This window comes from Streptomyces sp. H39-C1 (genome assembly GCF_027158125.1).
Lineage (GTDB): Bacteria > Actinomycetota > Actinomycetes > Streptomycetales > Streptomycetaceae > Actinacidiphila > Actinacidiphila fildesensis.
Genome location: NZ_JAPVLS010000004.1, coordinates 170,325 through 188,929, shown reverse-complemented (window position 1 = coordinate 188,929; position 18,605 = coordinate 170,325). Strand labels below are relative to the sequence as shown.

Sequence of the window (18,605 nt, the reverse complement as noted above, 5' to 3'; positions counted from 1 at the left end):
TCGGACCCCCACCCCGGAGGGACCGCCCCCCGGCCCCCGCACCTGCGGGGGCCGGGGGCGGCGTCGATGGGCGCCCGCGGCAGCGGTCAGCGGCGCAGCGGGCCCTCGCACGAGTAGTCGCTCGTGCCCGCCAGGCCCGACGACCACACATCCACCGACCCGAACGTGCAGTTCATGTCGGCCAGGTTGTTCGCCGCCGCTCCCGCCCGGTCGAGGAGGAAGTAGTCGACGGTCTCCGACATGTCCTTGAAGACCCGGTCGGGGTTGCCGGAGTCGGAGAGGTTGGCCGTGACGCGGCCGGTGCAGGTGAAGCGGACCTTGTTGTCCCAGTCCGCGTTGTCCTTGCAGACAGGGGTGTTGGCGGTGGCCGCGGCGAACGCCGCCTGCACTTCGGCGGCCGTGGCGAACGTCAGCGACCCGTTGGCCGTGTACTGCGTGTCGGGCACGTACAGCGTCGCGACCTGGGCGATCTGCCGGTCCAGGAAGGCGTCGTACTCCCGCTGGAGCGCGGCGTCGGCGCCGGTTCTGGTGCGCCAGGCGTCGAAGCCGGCCGGGTCGTCGGCCCGCTCGTAGCCGTACATCTCGCGCAGCAGCGTCGGGTGCTCGGTCCACAGGAACTCGAAGAACGTGCCCGCGTAGTCGTAGAAGCGGAATCCGTCGCCGTCGTAGGTGGCGTGCAGCAGCTGGTCGACGCTCATCCGCGGGCCGCCGCCCGCGGTGTCGTCGATGACGCCCTGCACCAGGGACTTGCGGACCTTGATGCCGTCGTCGCGGGTGCCGCCGTCGAAGAACTCGGCGGTCCCCTCGTCCATGGCGGTGGTCAGGTCGTTGGAGTACCAGCGGGTGTCACCGAAGGTGCCGGGGACCGCCCAGCGGCCGTTGAGGTAGTGGGTGTACTCGTGGCGGAACAGCTCCTCCAGGGTGAGCGAGGAGTCCTGCGGCACCCGGCGCTGGTAGGTGTAGAAGTTGGCGCCGTCCTCGATGTAGATGCCGCCGTTCTTGGTGCCGTAGCCGGTGAGCAGCGGCTGGAAGACCTCGTAGTCGGCGCGCGACGCGTACAGGTGGATGTGCAGGGTGGTGTTGGTGTCCCCGGCCAGCGGAGTGGAGGTGCCCAGGACGCGCAGGAACTGGGTCTTGACCTGCTTGCTGGCGTAGTAGAGCTGGTCGACGGTGGCCTGGTCGAGGCCGGTGTGGACCTCGATGGCGCCGTTGTCGTACGTGTAGGTGTGGGGGAAGAGCATCGCCTCGATCTGAGCCTTGCAGACGTTGAACCGCGCGCAGTCGTCGTAGTAGTTGAGCCAGGACGCGGCGCTGACCCAGGGCGGGCTCATCCTGCCGAAGGCCGCCTCGGTGGTGCCCAGCAGCGTGCCGAGGTCGTTGACGATCGCCGGCTTGAGGGCGTCGATCTGGCCGAACCGGCCGTACTCGCCGACCGCGTCGCGCGCCACCCAGTCGTTGGTGGTGCCCTTGAGGTGGCCGTAGCCGCCGAACACCCGGAAGGCGCCGCGGTAGGCGGCGTCCGCGGTGGCCGCCGCGCGGAAGGCGGTGTCGTTGTTCCCGGGGTAGACGCCCAGGTAGTTGACGGACAGGGCGGCGAGGACGGCGCCGCCCCAGTCGGCGCTGGTGGCGGTGGCCGCGCCCGGGGCCATGGTGGCGAGCACCTTCTTGATCAGCGGGAGCTGGTACTGGCGCAGGCCGGGCGCGCTGGCGGCGTAGAGCGCCTCGCGCAGCGTCTGGGCGTTCTGCTTCGTCGCGTCGAAGGTGCGCAGAGCGGTCCCGAAGGCGGCGATGGCCTTCTGCATGGCGGCGACCGTCGGGGCGTCGGTGACGTCGATCTCGGTGTGCGAGTAGTCGTGGTACGCGACGGCGTGCAGATACGTGAACATCTCGTACAGGTTGTTGGCGTTGGTGCCCCGGTGTTTCGGCGCGAGCAGGGCTATGCGCTGGGAGACGGCCTGCACATGAGCGTCGGACATGACGGGTATGAGGCGTGGGTCCCAGGTCCAGAGCAGCTTGCTCAGACAGTTCTCCACGGAGACGGTGTAGTTGTCGGCGAGGAAGTCCGCGAAGCGTTTCGGGCGCAGCTTGGTGATGGCGTCGAGGGTGCAGGGCACGGTGCCGCCCAGCGCCTTCGCCGGAGCGGCCGGCTTGGCGCGGGCGGCCACCGCCGGGCCGCCCGCCGGTGCGGACTGGTCGCCGGGCAGCTTGCCCTCGGCGTGCGCGCCACCGCCGGGGGCGGGCGCCTGGTGGGGGGCGACGGTGCCGGCCTTGGCGAGCCGCTGGACCTCGTCGAATGGGTTGCCGTCGGACGCCCGGGCCCCCGCGCCCGGCGCTCCGGCGAAGGTCGCCGGGACGGCCGGAGCGGCGGGAGCGGCCTGCGGACCTGCCGGACCTGCCTGCCCCGCCTGGGCGACGTTCATCATCGGCAGGGTCAGGGACGCCGACAGGGCGGCGGCGAGCAGGCTCTTACGCACGGCGCGGGTGGTGCGGGCAGTGCCGGTGGTGCGGGTGCTTCCCGCGGGACGTGCGGAACGGGCGTGGGACACCAAGGACTCCTCGGAGTGGGGTGGAGTGGGTGGGACACCATCGGTAGGGGCCGTTCGTGATCGGCCGGCCAGGCCCTGGGGCGTGTCTTCACAGCCCCGTCCGGCCGGCGGGCGCGGGCTCCGGGAAGTGGCAGGCGGCCTGCCGCTGTCCCGGGCCGGCGATCTGCAGCAGTGGTGCTTCGGTGCGGCAGATCTCCCGCGCCTTGTGGCAGCGCGGGTGGAAGGTGCAGCCCGCCGGCGGATGCGCCGGGCTGGGGGGATCGCCGAGCAGCACGATCCGTTCACGGGCCCGCTCCGCCGCCGGGTCGGGCAGCGGTACGGCGGACAGCAGGGCCCGCGTATAGGGGTGGGCGGGAGCGCCGTAGACCTCGGCCTTGTGGCCGATCTCGACGATCCGGCCGAGGTACATCACCGCGACGCGGTCGCAGACCCGCTTGACGACCGACAGGTCGTGCGCGATGAAGAGGTAGGCGAGGCCGAGTTCGCGCTGCAGGGTCTCCATCAGGTTGACGATCTGGGCCTGGATGGAGACGTCGAGCGCGGACACCGGCTCGTCGGCGATGATCAGCCGCGGCCGGGTGGCGAGCGACCGGGCGATGCCGATGCGCTGCGCCTGGCCGCCGGAGAACTCGTGGGGGTAGCGGTCGAGATGCTCGGGGATGAGGCCGACCAGCTCCATCAGCTCGGCGGCCCGCCTGCGGGCGTCGGCCGCTCCACTGCCCTGCGCCAGCATCGGGTCGGAGATGATGCGGGCGACCGTCTGCCGGGGGTTGAGGGACGAGAACGGGTCCTGGAACACCATCTGCACATGGCGCCGTACCGGACGCAGAGCGCGCGCGGACAGATGGCTGATGTCGCGGCCGTCGAAGGTGACGGAGCCCGAGGTGGGCTCCAGCAGCCGGACGATCATCCGCCCGGTGGTGGACTTCCCGCAGCCCGACTCCCCCACCAGGCCCAGCGTTTCGCCCGCGTTGATGTCGAACCCGACGCCGTCCACGGCCCGGACGGGGGCGCCCGCGCGCCCGCCGCGGGTGCGGCGGCCGGGGAACGTCTTGACGAGATCGCGGACGGACAGCAGCGGCGGCGCTCCGCCGTCCGCCGGGCCGCCGGTGGCGGCGACCGTCTCCAGGGCGCTCATCGTGATCCTTCCGGGGCCGGAGTCGGGGCCGGAGCTGGGGCCGGAGCTGGAGCTGGAGCTGGGGCCGGAGCTGGAGCTTTGGCCGGAACGGCGGCAACCGCTTCCAACGGGTAGTGGCAGGCCACGCGATGCCCGCCGGCCGATGACGCCGCCAGGCCGAAGGCCGGACGCTCCGAGGCGCACCGGTCCCGTTCCGCCGCGCTCCCGGCCGCCGCCCGCGGGCAGCGCGGCACGTACGGGCAGCCGGGCGGTGGCGCGAGCAGCGAGGGCGGGCTGCCCGGGATGGCGCGCAGCGGCGCGTCGTCGGTGTCGTCGAGCCGGGGCAGCGAGTCGAGCAGCCCGCGGGTGTAGGGGTGCGCGGGCGCGGTGAACAGCTGGTCCACCGGCGCCTGTTCCGCGGCCCGGCCGCCGTACATGACCAGCACCTCGTGGGCGACGCGGGCGACGACGCCCAGGTCATGGGTGATCATCACGACGCCGAGGCCGCGGTCGGCCTGGATGCGGGCGATGAGTTCGAGGATCTGCGCCTGCACGGTGACGTCGAGCGCGGTGGTCGGCTCGTCCGCGATCAGCAGGTCCGGTTCGCAGGCCAGCGCCATGGCGATCATGACGCGCTGCCGCATGCCGCCGGAGAACTGGTGCGGATGGTCCGCCGCCCGGCGGGCCGGCTCCGGGATGCCGACCTCGCCGAGCATCTCGACGGCCCGCCGCCGGCCGACCGCGCGGCTGGCCTTGAAGTGCACCCGGTAGTGCTCGGCCACCTGCTCGCCGACCGTGTAGTAGGGGTGCAGGCTGGACAGCGGGTCCTGGAAGATCATCGCCATCCGGCGGCCGCGCAGCCGGTTCAGTTCACGGTCGGGCAGCGCGGTGAGCTCCCGGCCGTCGAGCGCGATGGATCCGCTGACGGTCGCGTCCCGGTGCAGGCCCATGACGGCCAGCGAGGTGACGGACTTCCCGGATCCGGACTCGCCGACGATGCCCAGCGTGCGGCCCGCCTCGACGGTGAAGCCGATGCCGTCGACGGCGCGGACCGGGCCCGCCGGGGTGGGGAACGTGACCTGGAGGTCACGGACTTCGAGCAGGGGGCCTGGCGCGGCCATCAGTACCTCACTCTCGGGTCGAGAAGGGCGTAGAGGAGGTCGACGACCAGGTTGGCGATGACGATGAAGAACGCCGCCAGCAGGGTGACGCCGAGGATCACGGGTTGGTCGGAGCGGACCAGCCCGTCGTAGAAGAGCCGTCCGACGCCCGGCAGTCCGAAGATGGACTCGGTGATGACGGCGCCGGCCAGCAGGCCGCCGAGGTCCATCCCGAAGAGGGTGAGGATGGGCGTCATCCCGGAGCGCAGCCCGTGCTTGACGATGACGGTGCGCTCCGGCATGCCCTTGGCGCGGGCGGTGCGGATGTACGGCTCGGCCATCGCCTCGATCATCGAACTGCGGCTCTGCCGGGCGTACATGGCGGCGTAGAGCAGGGCCAGTGCCAGCCAGGGCAGGATCAGGTTGGAGGCCCAGTCGAGCGGGTCGGCGGTGAAGTCGGTGTACGTCGGGTACGGCAGCAGGCCGGCGATCCTGATCACGCCGTAGATCAGCATCACCGAGGTGAAGTAGACCGGCATGGAGGCCGCCGCGACCGCGCCCACCATCAGGGTGCGGTCGACGAGGGTGTCCTTGCGCAGCGCGGCCGTCACACCGGCGCCGAGGCCGAGCAGCAGCCACAGCGCGGACGCGCCGACGGCGAGCGAGACCGAGACCGGCAGCCGGTCCATCAGCAGGTCCCAGACCGGGACGGAGTTCTCGTAGCTGTAGCCGAAGCAGGGGAATCCGCAGTGCAGCGCGTGCGGCCCCTCCCCCAGGGTGCGGCCGGAGAAGATTCCGGTGAGGAAGTCGCCGAACTGCCGCCAGACCGGCTGGTCCAGGCCCATGTAGTGGCGGACCAGTTCGAGGCGCTCGGGACTGCAGCTCTTGCCGCAGGCGGCCGCGGCCGGGTCGGAGGGCAGGACGTAGAAGATGGTGAAGGTGATGGCGGAGATCGCGAAGAGCACGCCGGCGACTCCGGCGAACCGGCGGGCGAGGTAGAGGATCACCTGCGGCCTCCCCGGGGATCGAGGATGTCGCGCAGCGCGTCGCCGAGGAGGGTGAAGGCGAGGACGGCCAGGAAGAGGAAGAGGCTGGGGATGATGAAGTACATCGGGTCGGTCTCGTAGAACGCGACGCTGTCCGCGATCATCAGGCCCCAGGAGGGCGTGGGCGGCCGGACGCCGACGCCCAGATAGCTGAGGGCGGCCTCGGTGCTGATCATGCCGGGGATGAGCAGGGTGGTGTACGCGATGATCGGCCCGGAGACGTTGGGCAGGATCTCCCGGCCGAGGATGCGCCAGGCGCCGGAACCGCCCACCCGGGCGGCCTCGACGTATTCACGGTGCTTGACCGAGAGCGTCTCGCCGCGGACGACGCGGGCGATGCCGGGCCAGCCGAAGACGCCGATGATGGCGGTCATCAGGAAGATCCGGTTGACGTCCTGGGCCACCGACATCATCGCGATCATGAAGATGAGGGACGGGAAGGACATCGTCAGATCCATCAGACGGCTGAGCACGGCGTCGGTGCGGCCGCCGAAGTAGCCGGCGGCGATCCCGGTGGCGGTGCCCGCGAGGACGACCACCGCGGTGGCGCTGAGCGAGATCAGCAGCGAGACCTGGGCACCGTTGACGACCCGGGCGAACAGGTCGCGGCCGGTGACGGGTTCGACGCCCAGCCAGTGGTCGGGGCCGATTCCGCCGAGCGCCCCGAGCGGCAGGCCGCCGAGGTAGGGATCGACGGCGGTCTGGTCGAACTCGGTGGGCGACCAGCCGCCGAGCGCGCTGAGCAGCGGCGCGCCGGCGGCCATCACGACCAGCAGCGCCACGACCACCAGGCCGAAACGGGCGGCGGGCCGGCGGCTCAACTGCCGCCAGGCGAGCCGCCACGGCCCGTACCCGGGCGCGGCTCCGGGTGCCGCTTTCGGGGCGGGTTCAGGGGGAGGTACCCGGTCGGGCACCGTGAGGGTGGCCATCGCCGTACGCCCCTCAGCCCTGGCTCTTGGACGGGTCCTTGAGGCCGATGGCCGCGTAGTCGAGCTGGCCCGACCACACCGGGTGGCCGAAGGCGCCCGCGATGTTGGTGCCGACCAGCAGCGGCTTGCGCTCCAGCATCAGCGGCACGGCCGGGGACTTGGCCATGATCTGCGCGTCGAGGTCGATCCAGGCCTGGTTGGCCTTGGCCGCGTCGGACATCGCGGCGATCTCGTCCATCCGCTTCATGACCGCGTCGTCGCGGAACTGCGAGTAGTTGCCCTGGTTGCCCTTGTCCCTGATGGTGCGGCCGTCGAAGACGAAGGGCAGGAAGGTGGAGCCCGACGGGTAGTCGGGGCACCAGCCGGCCATCACCATGTCGGGCGCGCTCTTGATGTCGCCGATCGACTCGTAGTAGGCGGACGGGTCGACGGTGTTGATGGTGACCGCGACCCCGACCCGGGACAGACCCTGCTGGATCGCCTCGCCCCTGGTCTTGTCGCCGGTGGAGACGGTGAAGGTGGCCCCGAAGCCGCCGTCCTTGCCGGCCGCCTTCAGCAGGTCCTTGGCCTTGGCGACGTCGCCGGCCGGCGCGATCTTCAGGGTGTCGGCCTGCTTGGCGCCGGTGAGGGCCGGCGGCAGATAGGCGGTGGCGATGTCGTTGAGCGCGGGGCCGCCGGACGCGGTGAGCAGCGACGCCTTGTCGACCGCGTACTGCATGGCCTCACGGACCTTGGGGTCGTTGAACGGGGCCTTGCTGGTGTTGAGCTGCAGCATCCCGGTGCAGCCGGATGACTCGGCGATCAGCCGGCCCTTGACGTCGGCCTTGGGCAGCACCTTCGGCGCGCTCTCCGGCCGCATGTTGGACCACTCGATCGTGGAGGCGTCGCCGCCCGCGGAGGCGATGACGCGGTCGTCGACCTGGCCGCCCTTGAGCCCCTGGACGAACACGAAACGGTCCGGGTACGCCTTGCGGACGGTGTCGGTGGCGGCGTCCCAGTTCGTGTTGCGGACCAGGACCAGCTTCTTGCCCCGGTCGTAGCTCTCGACCTTGTACGGGCCGGAGGAGAACGGCCGGGCGTCGTACTGCGCGCCCTTCTCCTGGGCCTGCGGTACGGGCGAGAAGGTGGGCAGCGTGGCCGTGGAGGCGAAGTCGGCGACCGGGCGCTTGAGCTTGAAGACGATGGTGAGGTCGTCGGGGGTCTCGATGGAGCTGAGGTGCTTGCCCGTCAGGGGGCCCTGGTAGCCCTTGGTGTCGGCCAGGTACTGGGCGGCGTAGTCGGGTCCGCCGGTGAGGTCGGGGGAGAACGACCGCTCGACGTTGTACTTGACGTCCTTGGCGGTGATCGGGGTGCCGTCCTCGTACTTCAGGCCCTTCTTGAGGGTGAAGGTCCACACCTTGCCGCCCTCGGTGGGCGTGCCGAGGTCAGTGGCCAGGTCGGGGACGATCTCGCTGCCGGCCTTGCCGGGCTCGCTCTTGAAGGTGGTCAGGGTCCGGTAGAGCAGCCGGATCCCCATGTCCATGTTCGGCATCGTCCAGTTGCGGGCCGGGTCCAGGTGCGAGAAGTCCTGGTTGGACAGGACGGTGAGGGTGCCGCCCTTCACCGGGGTGCCGCCGACGACCTGACCTTCGTTGGCCGCTGCCGGGTTCTTCCCCTTGCCGCTCCGACTGCCCTTCGCATCGTCGGAACAGCCCGCGAGACCGAGGGTGAGGGACGCCAGGAGGGCGGTGGACAGGGCGAGTTGGGTGCGCTTGGTCATATGAGTCACTCCGCTGAGAAGAACGGCACTCTAAGATGTGACCCGTAACATAGTAATGTGAAATTGCACTGACAAGATGTGTGCGTCGCCGTTACCGACCCGTGTCCGAAGGAGCTCATCGATGAACGGAACCCCCGCCCGACTGCATACGGGAAGTCATGATCTGCCCACCTCGCCGGCGCTGGACGCCTTCATGGGCGCCGGCTGGGCCGCCACTCCGCTGCCCGACGGCACCCGCGTTCCCGCCTCGCACCTCACCCCTGCCCGCCGCGACCGGCTCTCCCCCCGCTTCCCCGGCGAGCGGCTCGTCGTCCCCGCCGGGCAGCTCAAGGCCCGCTCCAACGACGACGACTACCGCTTCCGCCCGCACAGTGCCTACGCCTGGCTCACCGGCCTGACCGGCGAGGACCAGCCCGGCAACGTCCTCGTCCTGGAGCCGTCCGGTCCCTCCGGGCACGAGGCCGTGCTGTATCTGCGGCCGCGCTCACCGCGCACCGAGGCCGGGTTCTACCGCGACCGCCGCTACGGGGAGTTCTGGGTCGGGCGCCGCCCCGACCTCGCGGAAGCCGAGCGGATGACCGGCATCCGGTGCGAGCACCTCGACGGGTTCGGCGCACTGCCGCCGGGCCGCGACGCCACGACGGACACCGAACTCGCCAGTGCGCTCTCGGAGTTGCGGCTGGTGAAGGACGCGTGGGAGGTCGGCCAGCTGCAACTCGCCGTCGACCACACGGTCGCCGGCTTCGAGGACGCCGTACGGTCCCTGCCGCGCGCCCTGCGGCACGCGCGCGGCGAACGCTGGATCGAGGGGGCGTTCAACCAGCGCGCCCGCGCCGAGGGCAACGGCACCGGGTACAACACCATCGCCGCGTCCGGCGCGCACGCCTGCGTACTGCACTGGATACGCAACGACGGCGCGCTGGACCCCACGCAACTGCTGCTGCTCGACGCGGGCGTGGAGGCCGACACCCTCTACACCGCCGACGTCACCCGCACGCTGCCGCTGTCCGGCATCTTCTCCCCCGTCCAGCGCCAGCTGTACGAACTGGTCCTGGCGGCCCAGGACGCCGGTATCGCGGCCCTCAAACCCGGCGCCAGCTTCCGGGACTTCCACCTCGCGGGCATGCGCGTCATCGCCGAAGGGCTCGCCGACTGGGGCGTGCTGCGGATCTCCGCCGACGAGGCGCTCGCCGAGGACAGCGGCCTCTACCGCCGCTACACGCTGTGCAACAGCGGCCACATGCTCGGCCTCGACGTGCACGACTGCGCCCAGGCCCGCGCCGAGACCTACCTCGACGCGGTACTGGAGGAGGGCCATGTCCTCACCGTCGAACCGGGCCTGTACCTCCAGCCCGACGACGAGACGCTGCCGCTGGAACTGCGCGGCATCGGCATCCGGATCGAGGACGACCTGGTCATCACGTCCGACGGGGCCCGCCTGATGTCGGGGGCACTGCCGCGCGATGTCGCGGGGATCGAGAGCTGGATGGGCGAGCTGCTCGGTTAGCGGGGGCGCCCTGCGGGGCTTTCGCCCTCGCCCCGCAGGGCAACCGGCCTAAGCCTTGCCGAGCTTGCGCTTGAGGACCGGCTCCGGCTTCGCCGCGGCCGGCTCCTCCTTGCCCACCGCCCACAGCGACCGCACATGCCCGAGGTGCCGGGCCATGCACTCCTCCGCGGCCTCCGCGTCCCCGAAAATCATCAGGTCGAGCAGCTCGATGTGCTCCTCGGCCGACGAGACCAGCTCGCCGCGCTCGTCCAGCCGCGTCAGCCCGTACAGCCGGGAGCGCTTGCGGAGATCGCCGACGGCCTCGACCAGCCGCTCGTTCCCGGCCAGGCCGAGGAGGGTGAGGTGGAAACGGCGGTCGGCCTCCAGATAGCCGATGAGGTCGTGCGCCCGGGCGGCGGCGACGATCTCCTCGGCGGCCGGCCGCAGTTCCTCCAGCTGTTCCGGGGTGGCGGTGCGGGTGACCCGGCCGACGGTCGGGACCTCGATGAGGGCGCGGATCTCGGTGTACTGGTCGAGGTCGCGCTCGTTCATCTCGGTGACCCGGAAGCCCTTGTTGCGCACCGGTTCGACCAGGCCCTCGCGCGCCAGGTCGAGCATCGCCTCACGCACCGGGGTGGCGGAGATGCCGAAGTCCGCGGCGAGGGCGGGCGCCGAGTAGACCACGCCGGGGCGCAGTTCACCGGCGATGAGCGCGGCACGCAGGGCGTGGCCCACCTGATCGCGCAGCCGCTCCTGCGCTGTGATCAGGTTGCGCTGCTTCAGGTCACCCATCGCTGTTCCTCCGTCATCGCGCGGAGCTCCAGCGTACAATGTCACGTTGCTTTCGCGGCCCGGAAGATCTCAGCAGCTACGGCGAGATCCTGCCACGCCATACCCGTGCCCTTGAAGAAGCGCGGGCGGCCCGCTTCAGGGCGCAGCCGGCCGGCGACGAGGTCGGCGAGGGTGCCCGCGAGATCCTCCGGCCGGTAGGCGCCCTCCGCGATCGGGACCAGGATGTCCCCCGCCTCGCGCAGCGCGGCCGACCGCGCCTCGACGACGACGGTGGCCCGGGTCACCAGCGCGGTGTCGGTCTCGCGGGCCGACGCTTCGTGCGAGCCGACGGCGACCACGGTCGTGTGCCCGGCGACGGTGCTGCCGTCGAACAGCGGAGTGCGGGCCGTGGTGCAGCAGATCACCAGGTCGGCCTTGGCCACCGCGTCGGGTCCGCCGGTCACGGCGTCCAGTCCGAGCCGGCGGGCGTGGGCCACCAGCGCCTGCGCGGGCTCGGGCCTGCGGGCGACCACGGTGAGCCGGGTCAGCGGCCGGACCGCGAGGGCCGCCGCCAGGTGCCCGTACGCCTGCGGTCCCGCTCCGAACAGGACGAGGTGCGAGGCGTCGGGCACGGCCAGGTGGCGGATCGCGACGGCGGACACCGCCGGGGTGCGCAGCGAGGTGAGGGCGGGCCCGTCGAGCAGCGCGACCGGCTGGAGGGTCGCGCCGTCGAGGAGGAGGTAGCTGCCGGTGATCCGGGGCAGCCCGCGGGCCGGGTTGCCCGGCGCCACCCCGGCGATCTTCACTCCAGCGAAGTCCTTCGTGGCGGCGGGCATCAGCAGCAACTCGCCGGCCGGGACCGGGACGCCGGTGCGCGGCGGCCCGGTCTCCGGGTCGAGCCCGCCGCGCAGCACCGCTTCGACGGCGTCCGCCGCGTCGGCGGGCCCGAGGAGCCGGGCGATGGCGGTGGCGTCGAGGTGCGGCAGTGTCACAGCGGTGGTCCCGTTCCCGGAAGGTCGTCGGAGGGCGGCACCGCGGCCCGGTGAGCCCCTTCCTCCCGACCGTACCCGCCGTCGGTGATCACAGCAGGAACCCGCCGGGGAAGGGGTCGGACGGGTCGAGGAAGTACTGGGAGGTGCCGGTGATCCAGGCGCGGCCGGTGACCGTGGGCACCACGGCGGGCAGCCCGCCGACCGTGGTCTCCTCGACGAGCCGGCCGGTGAAGAACGTTCCGATGAAGGACTCGTTGACGAAGTCGGTGTGCAGCGGGAGTTCACCACGCGCGTGCAGCTGCGCCATCCGCGCCGAGGTGCCGGTGCCGCACGGCGAGCGGTCGAACCAGCCGGGGTGGATGGCCATCGCGTGCCGGGACAGCCGCGCGTCGGAGCCGGGGGCGATCAGCTGGACGTGCTTGACCCCGTTGATGTCCGGGTCCTCCGGGTGCACCGGCCGGTCCGCCGCGTTGATGGCCTCCATGACGGCGAGCCCGGCGGCGAGGATGTCGTTCTTGCGCTCCCGGTCGAAGGGCAGCCCGAGGTCGGCCAGCGGCAGCATCGCGTAGAAGTTGCCCCCGTAGGCGAGGTCGTAGGTGAGCGTCCCGTGGCCGGGGACGTCGACCTTGAGGTCCAGGCCGGCGGAGAACGCCGGGACGTTCCGGAGGGTGACGGCGGTGGCCTCCCCGTCCTCGACCTGGACGTCGACGGTGACGAGCCCGGCGGGGGTGTCCAGCCGGACGGTGGTGACCGGTTCGGTGACCGGCACCATCCCGGTCTCGACGAGGACGGTGGCGACGCCGATGGTGCCGTGGCCGCACATCGGGAGGTAGCCGGAGACCTCGATGTACAGCACCCCGTAGTCCGCGTCGGGCCGCGTCGGCGGCTGCAGGATCGCGCCGCTCATCGACGAGTGCCCGCGCGGCTCGTACATCAGCAGCGTGCGCACCCGGTCGTGGTGCTCCATGAAGTACAGCCGGCGCTCGGCCATCGTGGCGCCGGGGATGACGCCCACGCCGCCGGTGATGACGCGGGTCGGCATGCCTTCGGTGTGCGAGTCGACGGCGTGGTAGATGTTCCGGCTGCGCAAGGGGTCCTCCTTCTCGTCGGAGTTCTCGTTGACTGGCTCATTGGCCAGCTCGTTGGCCAGCCCGTCGGCCAGCCCGTCGGCCTGCTCGTGGGTCAGCCGAGTCCTTCGGCCATCGCCTTCTCGGTCGCGGCGCGGACCACGGCCTCGATGTCGGCCGGGAGCGGGGAGCGCGGCGGACGGACCGGGCCGCCGGGCCGGCCCACGAGGTCCATGGACACCTTGATGGCCTGGACGAACTCGGGCTTGGAGTCCCAGCGCAGCAGCGGGTGCAGCGCGCGGTAGAGCGGCACGGCGGTGTCGAGGTCGCCGGAGAGCGCCGCCCGGTACAGGGTGGCGCAGGCCTCGGGGAACGCGTTGGGGTAGCCCGCGATCCAGCCCACGGCGCCCGCGATGCCGAGTTCGAGCAGGACGTCGTCGGCCCCGACCAACAGATCCAGTCCGGGGGCGAGTTCGGCGATCTCGTAGGCCCGGCGGACATCGCCGGTGAACTCCTTGACCGCGACGATGCTGCCCTCGTTGTAGAGCTCGGCGAGCAGCTGCGGAGTGAGGTCGACCTTGGTGTCGTACGGGTTGTTGTACGCGACGACCGGCAGCCCGGCCCTGGCCACCTCGGCGTAGTGCGCGCGCACCGCCCGCTCGTCGGCGCGGTAGGCGTTGGGCGGCAGCAGCAGGACGGAGCCGGCACCGGCCTCTCCGGCCTGTTCGGCCCAGCGGCGGGCCTCGTCGCTGCCGTAGGCGGCGACACCGGGCATGACGCGGTCCCCGTCACCGGCCGCCTCGACGGCGGTACGGACGACCCGGGCCCGCTCGTCGTCGGTCAGGGTCTGGTACTCCCCCAGGGAGCCGTTGGGAACGACACCGTCGCAGCCGGACTCGATGAGCCAGGCGACGTGCTCGGCGTAACCGTCGTGGTCCACGCGCAGGTCGGCATGGAACGGGAGGGCGGTGGCGACCATGATGCCGTGCCAGGGCTGGTCGCGGGGCGGGGTGTTCGTGGTCACGGTGGTTCTCCCTTAGTGAGATGTGACATTTTACTGTGTCGTGGACGGAGACCACAAGAGGCTCACCGAGGAGAGTCCTACGGTTCTTCCGTGCTCACGAGCGGGGCGGCCCGTCCGGACCGGACAGAGCCGCCGGTCGGGACAGGGCGGCCAGCGGAACGGGACACGACAGCGGTCGGCGGTCGGGGCCGGCGTCCGCATCTGCGTCTGCGTCCGCATCTGCGTCTGCGTCTGCGTGCGAGTCGGCGCGCGCCAGGCAGTCGACCGCCGGGCCGCACATCCGGCCCTGGCACCAACCCATCCCGGCGCGGGTGAACAGCTTGACGGTGCGGGCGTCATGGGCGCCGAGATCGGTGACCGCCGCGCGGACCTCCCCTGCGGAGACCTCCTCGCAACGGCACACATCGGTGTCGTCGCTCAGCCAGTCCGGCCAGCCGGGGCCCGGCCGGTGGGCGGCGGCCATGACCGCCGCGAAGGCCCGCAGCCGGGCTCGGGTACGGCGCAGCGCGACCGCCCGCCGGGCGTCGGGGCGTACCGCGGAACGCGACACGGCCGCGATGGCGAAGGCCGCCAGTTCCCCCTCGGCGAGGGCGAGTTGGGCGCCGCCCACTCCTCCGGCCTCGCCGGCCGCCCAGACGCCGGGCACCGAGGTCCGCTGGCTGTCGTCGAGAGCGAGCGCGTACGTGCCGTCGGGGGTGCGGTGGGTGGCGCAGCCGAGTCCGGTGGCCAGCTCCAGCTGCGGCACCAGACCGTGGCCCACCGCGAGCGCGTCGCAGGCGATGCGGCGGCCGGTGCCCGGCACGGGACGCCAGTCGCGGTCCAGCCGGGAGACGGTGACGGCCTCCACCCGGTCGGTGCCGTGAGCCTCGGTCACCGCGCTGCGGGTGCGCGGGCGCAGGCCGTGGCGCAGCAGGGCGGCGCCGTGCACCGCGCCTTCGAGCAGCTTGCCGGGGTTGGCGGCCAGCGTCCGGGGGCTTCCGGCGTACGCGGTGTACCCGGCCGCCTCGACGACGGCGGGCACCTTCGCGCCCGCGGCGGCCAGCGAGCCGGCGACCGCCAGCAGCAGCGGGCCGCTGCCCGCGACGACGATCCGCCGTCCGGGCAGCACCAGGCCGGACTTGAGCATCGCCTGGGCGCCACCCGCACCGACCACCCCGGGCAGCGTCCAGCCGGGGAACGGCAGTTGGCGCTCGTAGGAGCCGGTGGCCAGCAGCAGTGCGCGTGACGTCACGGCCGCCCGGCCCTGCTCCGGCCCGTCAGGACCGGTCACGGCATGCACCGTCCACGCCGTCGAACTGCCGCGTTCCACCGTCCACACATGGTGGTGGGTCAGGTGCCGGACCTTGCCGGTCCCGGTGTGCCGGCCGAGCCGTCGCACCAGCGCGGCGAAGGCGGCCCAGCCGTGGTGCAGCGCCTCGGGGCGCGCGGCGCCGAGTCCCGGCGCGGGATGGCGGTAGTACTGACCGCCGGGGGCGGCGGCCGCGTCGAGCACGACGACGCTCAGCCCGAGATCGGCCGCGGCCACGGCGGCCGAGAGCCCGGCGGGGCCCGCGCCCACGATCGCGAGGTCGTACTCCGGAGGTACCGGCGGCTCAGACGGCGAGATCGGCACGGCCGTGGCCCTCCTGCGTGGTGACGAGATCGCCCGGACGGGCCGGGACCAGGCAGGCCCGCTGGTTCGGGGCGCCGTTGACGGTGGCGAGGCAGTCGAAGCAGGAGCCGATGCCGCAGAAGGCGCCGCGCGGGCGGCCGTTCACCCGGGTGGTACGCCAGGCGAGGATGCCGGCCGACCACAGGGCGGCGGCGATGCTCTGGCCCGGCAGCGCGGGCAGGACGCGGCCGTCCATCGTGATCTCGAACGACGGCTCGGGGGTGGCCCCGGCCAGCTCGACGGGGTTACGCGCCATCGTCATGTCCTCTCGGGTCCGCGGGTCCGCCCGGTTCCCCGCCGGGAATCGGGTCCGCGGCGGGAAAAGCGGTCGGGGCGGAACGGTGCCAGGTCCAGGGCGGGCCGCTGGCCCCGGATCGCGGCGGTGAGCAGCAGTCCGGTCGCGGGCGCGAGTCCGATGCCGGCGCCCTCGTGGCCACAGGCGTGGAAGAGGCCGGGGGCGCGCGGGTCGGGCCCGATCGCGGGCAGATGGTCCGGCAGATAGGGCCGGAAGCCGTGATAGGCGCGCATCACCCGGACCCCGGCCAGCACCGGGAAGAGCCCGGCGGCCCCGGCCGCGAGCCGGCGCAGCACCTCGACCCGCAGCGTCCGGTCGAAGCCCACCCGCTCCCGGCTGGCGCCGATGAGCACCGGTCCCGAGGGGGTGCCCTCGACCACCGGTGACGTCTGCAGGGCCGCGGAGCCGCTCGCCACATCGGCGACGTAGTCGGCGGCGTAGACCTTGTGCCGGACGATGCGGGGCAGCGGTTCCGTGACGAGGACGAAGCCGCGCCGGGGCATGACCGGCAGGTCCACCCCGGCCAACGCGGCGAGTTCGCCGCCCCAGGTGCCGGCCGCGTTGACCACGGCGGGTGCCGACAGTTCACCGCGGTCGGTGCGCACCCCGCGGACCGCGCCGCCAGGGCCGGTCAGGACGGCGGTGACCTCTTCGCCGAGACACAGCAGCGCGCCGGCGCGCCGGGCGGCGCGCAGCAGATGGGCGGCGGCCAGGGCGGGCTGGACCTGGGCGTCCTGCGGGTAGTGGAAGGCGCCGGCGAGGCCGGGCGCCAGATGCGGTTCGAACTCGTGCAGCCGGTCCGCCGGCACCCGGGCCGCGGTGACACCCGCTGCCGTCTGCTGGGCCGCGAACGTGCTCAGGGCGTCCAGGCGGGCCTCGTCGGACGCTACGACGAGGCCGCCCTTGGACTCGAACTCGATCTCCGGTGGGAGTTCGTCGGCGAGCTCGCGCCAGAGCCTGGTGGACAGCAGCGCAAGGTCGAGTTCAGGGCCGGGCTCCTTGTCGGAGACCAGCAGATTGCCTTCACCGGCGCCCGTGGTGCCGCCCGCGACGGAGCCGCGGTCGACCACGGCGACGGACAGTCCGGACCGGGAGGCGTAGTAGGCGCAGGCCGCGCCGACCACCCCGGCCCCGACGATGACGACGTCCAGCGAGTGTCTCGTGAGCACGGCAGTAATATGTCACATGGCTTACGCGGTGCCAAGGGACGCCGCGGGATCCCGTCCGCGCACGCTTCCCGCGCTACGCCAGGACGGCGATCCCGTCGAGTTCCACCAGCGCTTCCTCGTCCCACAGCCGGACCACCCCGACGACCGCCATCGCCGGATAGTCGCGGCCCGCCAACGACCGCCACAACCGCCCGAGTTCGGCGGCGTGCTCCCGGTAGGCGGCGACGTCGGTGGTGTGGACGGTGATCCGGGCGAGGTCGGCGGGGCCGCCGCCCGCTGCGGCCAGCGCCGCCAGCAGATTGGTGAGCGCCAGCTCGAACTGGGCGGGCAGCGTGTCGCCGACGATCTTGCCCGCCTGGTCGAGGGCGGTCTGGCCGGCCAGGAAGACCATCGTGCGGCCGGTCGCGGTGACGGCGTGGCTGAAGCCGGTGGGCGGCGACAGCTCGCCCGGGTTGATGCGCCGCAGGCTCATCGGTACAGCTCCTTCGCGATGATGGTGCGCTGGACCTCGGTGGCACCTTCGTAGATACGCGGCGCCCGCACTTCACGGTAGAGGTGTTCGAGCAGATGGCCGCGTTCGAGGGCGCGGGCGCCATGGATCTGGACCGCGCGGTCCACGGCGAACTGCGCCGTCTCGGTCGCGTACAGCTTCGCCATCGCCGACCGCTTGGCGATATCCGGCGCCCCGCTGTCGTACGCCTCCGCCGCGGCGTAGACGAGCAACCGTGCGGCCTCCGTGCGGGTCGCGGTCTCCGCCAGCGCGTGGGACACCGCCTGCAGATCCTTCAGCGGCCCGCCGAAGGCGGTGCGTCCGCCCGCGTGCTCGGTGGCGGCGTCGAGCGCGGCCTGCGCCATGCCGACGGCGAACGCCCCGACGCTGGGCCGGAACAGGTTCAGGGTGCCCATGGCGACCCGGAAGCCCCGGCCCGGCTCGCCCAGCAGATCGCCGGGGCCGACCGGGACGCCGTCGAAGGCGAGCCGCCCGATGGGGTGCGGGGAGAGCATGTCCAGATGCTCACCGGACAGCCCCGGCCGGTCGGCGGGGACGAGGAACGCCGTCACCCCGCGCGACCCCGCGCCGGGTGTGGTGCGGGCGAAGACTGTGTAGAAGTCGGCCTGCGGAGCGTTGGAGATCCAGCACTTCTCGCCGGTCAGCCGCCATCCCGTGCCGTCCGGCTCGGCGGCCAGCTCCAGCGCCGCCGCGTCGGAGCCGGCGGCGGGTTCGGTGAGCGCGAAGGCGGCGACGGCCCGGCCCGCCGTGACCTCCGGGATCCAGCGGGCGGCCAGCTCGGCGTTGTGCAGCACCGGGTGCGCGCCCAGTCCCTGCAGGGCGAGGGCCGTCTCGGCCTCGGTGCATTCACGGGCCAGCGATTCCCGCAGCAGGCACAGGTCCATCGCCGACACCTTGCCGCCGGGCGGGAAGACCCGTTCCAGCAGCCCGAGTTCGCCCAGTTCCGCGAGCAACGGGCGGTTGACCCGGCCGGGTTCGCCCGCCTCGGCCAGCGGCCGCAGCCGGCCCGCCGCGAGGGAACGGACCTCGGCGCACCACTTCAGCTGTTCCGGGTCGAGAGCGAACGCGGGCATCCGGCGCCTCCAAGCGGTATCGCGTACCGTTGACTGTCGTCAGCAACACGTTACGCTGAATTCGTCCGC

General features: G+C 72.5%; 16 protein-coding genes. 1 reads left to right on the top strand and 15 read right to left on the bottom strand.

The window, feature by feature from the left end:
* Positions 1–86: 86 nt before the first annotated feature.
* The 6 genes from O3W51_RS04800 to O3W51_RS04775 all read right to left on the bottom strand — a co-directional run bounded on the left by O3W51_RS04800 (position 87) and on the right by O3W51_RS04775 (position 8,497).
* Complete coding sequence (locus O3W51_RS04800; RefSeq protein WP_269284065.1) at positions 87–2,423, bottom strand: collagenase; 2,337 nt, start codon at positions 2,421–2,423, stop codon at positions 87–89.
* A gap of 211 nt (positions 2,424–2,634) precedes the next feature.
* Positions 2,635–3,684 carry an ABC transporter ATP-binding protein gene (locus O3W51_RS04795; RefSeq protein WP_269283977.1) on the bottom strand — a complete coding sequence of 350 codons (1,050 nt, stop codon included), beginning with the start codon at positions 3,682–3,684 and terminating at the stop codon, positions 2,635–2,637.
* Positions 3,681–4,784 (bottom strand): ABC transporter ATP-binding protein, encoded by a 1,104-nt coding sequence (locus tag O3W51_RS04790; RefSeq protein WP_138356545.1) that lies wholly within the window; start codon positions 4,782–4,784, stop codon positions 3,681–3,683. The genes O3W51_RS04795 and O3W51_RS04790 overlap by 4 nt, the downstream gene beginning before the upstream one ends.
* Positions 4,784–5,770 carry an ABC transporter permease gene (locus tag O3W51_RS04785; protein WP_269283975.1) on the bottom strand — a complete coding sequence of 329 codons (987 nt, stop codon included), beginning with the start codon at positions 5,768–5,770 and terminating at the stop codon, positions 4,784–4,786. Before O3W51_RS04785 ends, O3W51_RS04790 begins: the two co-directional genes overlap by 1 nt.
* Complete coding sequence (locus O3W51_RS04780) at positions 5,767–6,738, bottom strand: ABC transporter permease (RefSeq protein ID WP_269283974.1); 972 nt, start codon at positions 6,736–6,738, stop codon at positions 5,767–5,769. Before O3W51_RS04780 ends, O3W51_RS04785 begins: the two co-directional genes overlap by 4 nt.
* 13 nt (positions 6,739–6,751) lie before the next feature.
* On the bottom strand, positions 6,752–8,497 hold the full coding sequence (locus tag O3W51_RS04775; RefSeq protein ID WP_138356542.1) for an ABC transporter substrate-binding protein: 1,746 nt from the start codon (positions 8,495–8,497) through the stop codon (positions 6,752–6,754).
* 121 nt (positions 8,498–8,618) lie between these two features.
* Between O3W51_RS04775 and O3W51_RS04770 the strand changes: the two genes are divergently transcribed.
* On the top strand, positions 8,619–10,004 hold the full coding sequence (locus O3W51_RS04770) for an aminopeptidase P family protein (RefSeq protein WP_269283972.1): 1,386 nt from the start codon (positions 8,619–8,621) through the stop codon (positions 10,002–10,004).
* A 48-nt stretch (positions 10,005–10,052) separates the two neighbouring features.
* On the opposite strand, the gene O3W51_RS04765 is transcribed toward O3W51_RS04770, so the two are convergent.
* The 9 genes from O3W51_RS04765 to O3W51_RS04725 form a co-directional block, all read right to left on the bottom strand.
* Positions 10,053–10,775 carry a GntR family transcriptional regulator gene (locus O3W51_RS04765; protein WP_138356540.1) on the bottom strand — a complete coding sequence of 241 codons (723 nt, stop codon included), beginning with the start codon at positions 10,773–10,775 and terminating at the stop codon, positions 10,053–10,055.
* Positions 10,776–10,816: 41 nt separating this feature from the next.
* Entirely contained in the window at positions 10,817–11,746 is a 930-nt protein-coding gene (locus O3W51_RS04760; protein WP_244809474.1) for an ornithine cyclodeaminase family protein, read from the bottom strand.
* Positions 11,747–11,834: 88 nt separating this feature from the next.
* Positions 11,835–12,836 (bottom strand): proline racemase family protein, encoded by a 1,002-nt coding sequence (locus O3W51_RS04755; protein WP_198359087.1) that lies wholly within the window; start codon positions 12,834–12,836, stop codon positions 11,835–11,837.
* 92 nt (positions 12,837–12,928) lie between these two features.
* A complete protein-coding gene (locus O3W51_RS04750) occupies positions 12,929–13,792 on the bottom strand; it encodes a dihydrodipicolinate synthase family protein (RefSeq protein WP_138356562.1) in 864 nt (287 codons plus the stop codon).
* 139 nt (positions 13,793–13,931) lie between these two features.
* Positions 13,932–15,449, bottom strand: coding sequence for an NAD(P)/FAD-dependent oxidoreductase (locus O3W51_RS04745; RefSeq protein WP_138356538.1), 1,518 nt, complete (start codon positions 15,447–15,449; stop codon positions 13,932–13,934).
* Positions 15,430–15,744: a (2Fe-2S)-binding protein gene (locus O3W51_RS04740; RefSeq protein WP_138356537.1), complete on the bottom strand. Its 315-nt coding sequence runs from the start codon at positions 15,742–15,744 to the stop codon at positions 15,430–15,432. The genes O3W51_RS04745 and O3W51_RS04740 overlap by 20 nt, the downstream gene beginning before the upstream one ends.
* Positions 15,745–15,746: 2 nt before the next feature.
* The gene (locus O3W51_RS04735) at positions 15,747–16,952 is read right to left on the bottom strand and encodes an NAD(P)/FAD-dependent oxidoreductase (protein ID WP_269283968.1); all 1,206 of its coding nucleotides are present in this window, start codon (positions 16,950–16,952) and stop codon (positions 15,747–15,749) included.
* 73 nt (positions 16,953–17,025) lie between these two features.
* On the bottom strand, positions 17,026–17,424 hold the full coding sequence (locus O3W51_RS04730) for a RidA family protein (protein WP_138356535.1): 399 nt from the start codon (positions 17,422–17,424) through the stop codon (positions 17,026–17,028).
* Entirely contained in the window at positions 17,421–18,536 is a 1,116-nt protein-coding gene (locus tag O3W51_RS04725) for an acyl-CoA dehydrogenase family protein (protein ID WP_164294552.1), read from the bottom strand. The genes O3W51_RS04730 and O3W51_RS04725 overlap by 4 nt, the downstream gene beginning before the upstream one ends.
* Positions 18,537–18,605 lie beyond the last annotated feature (69 nt).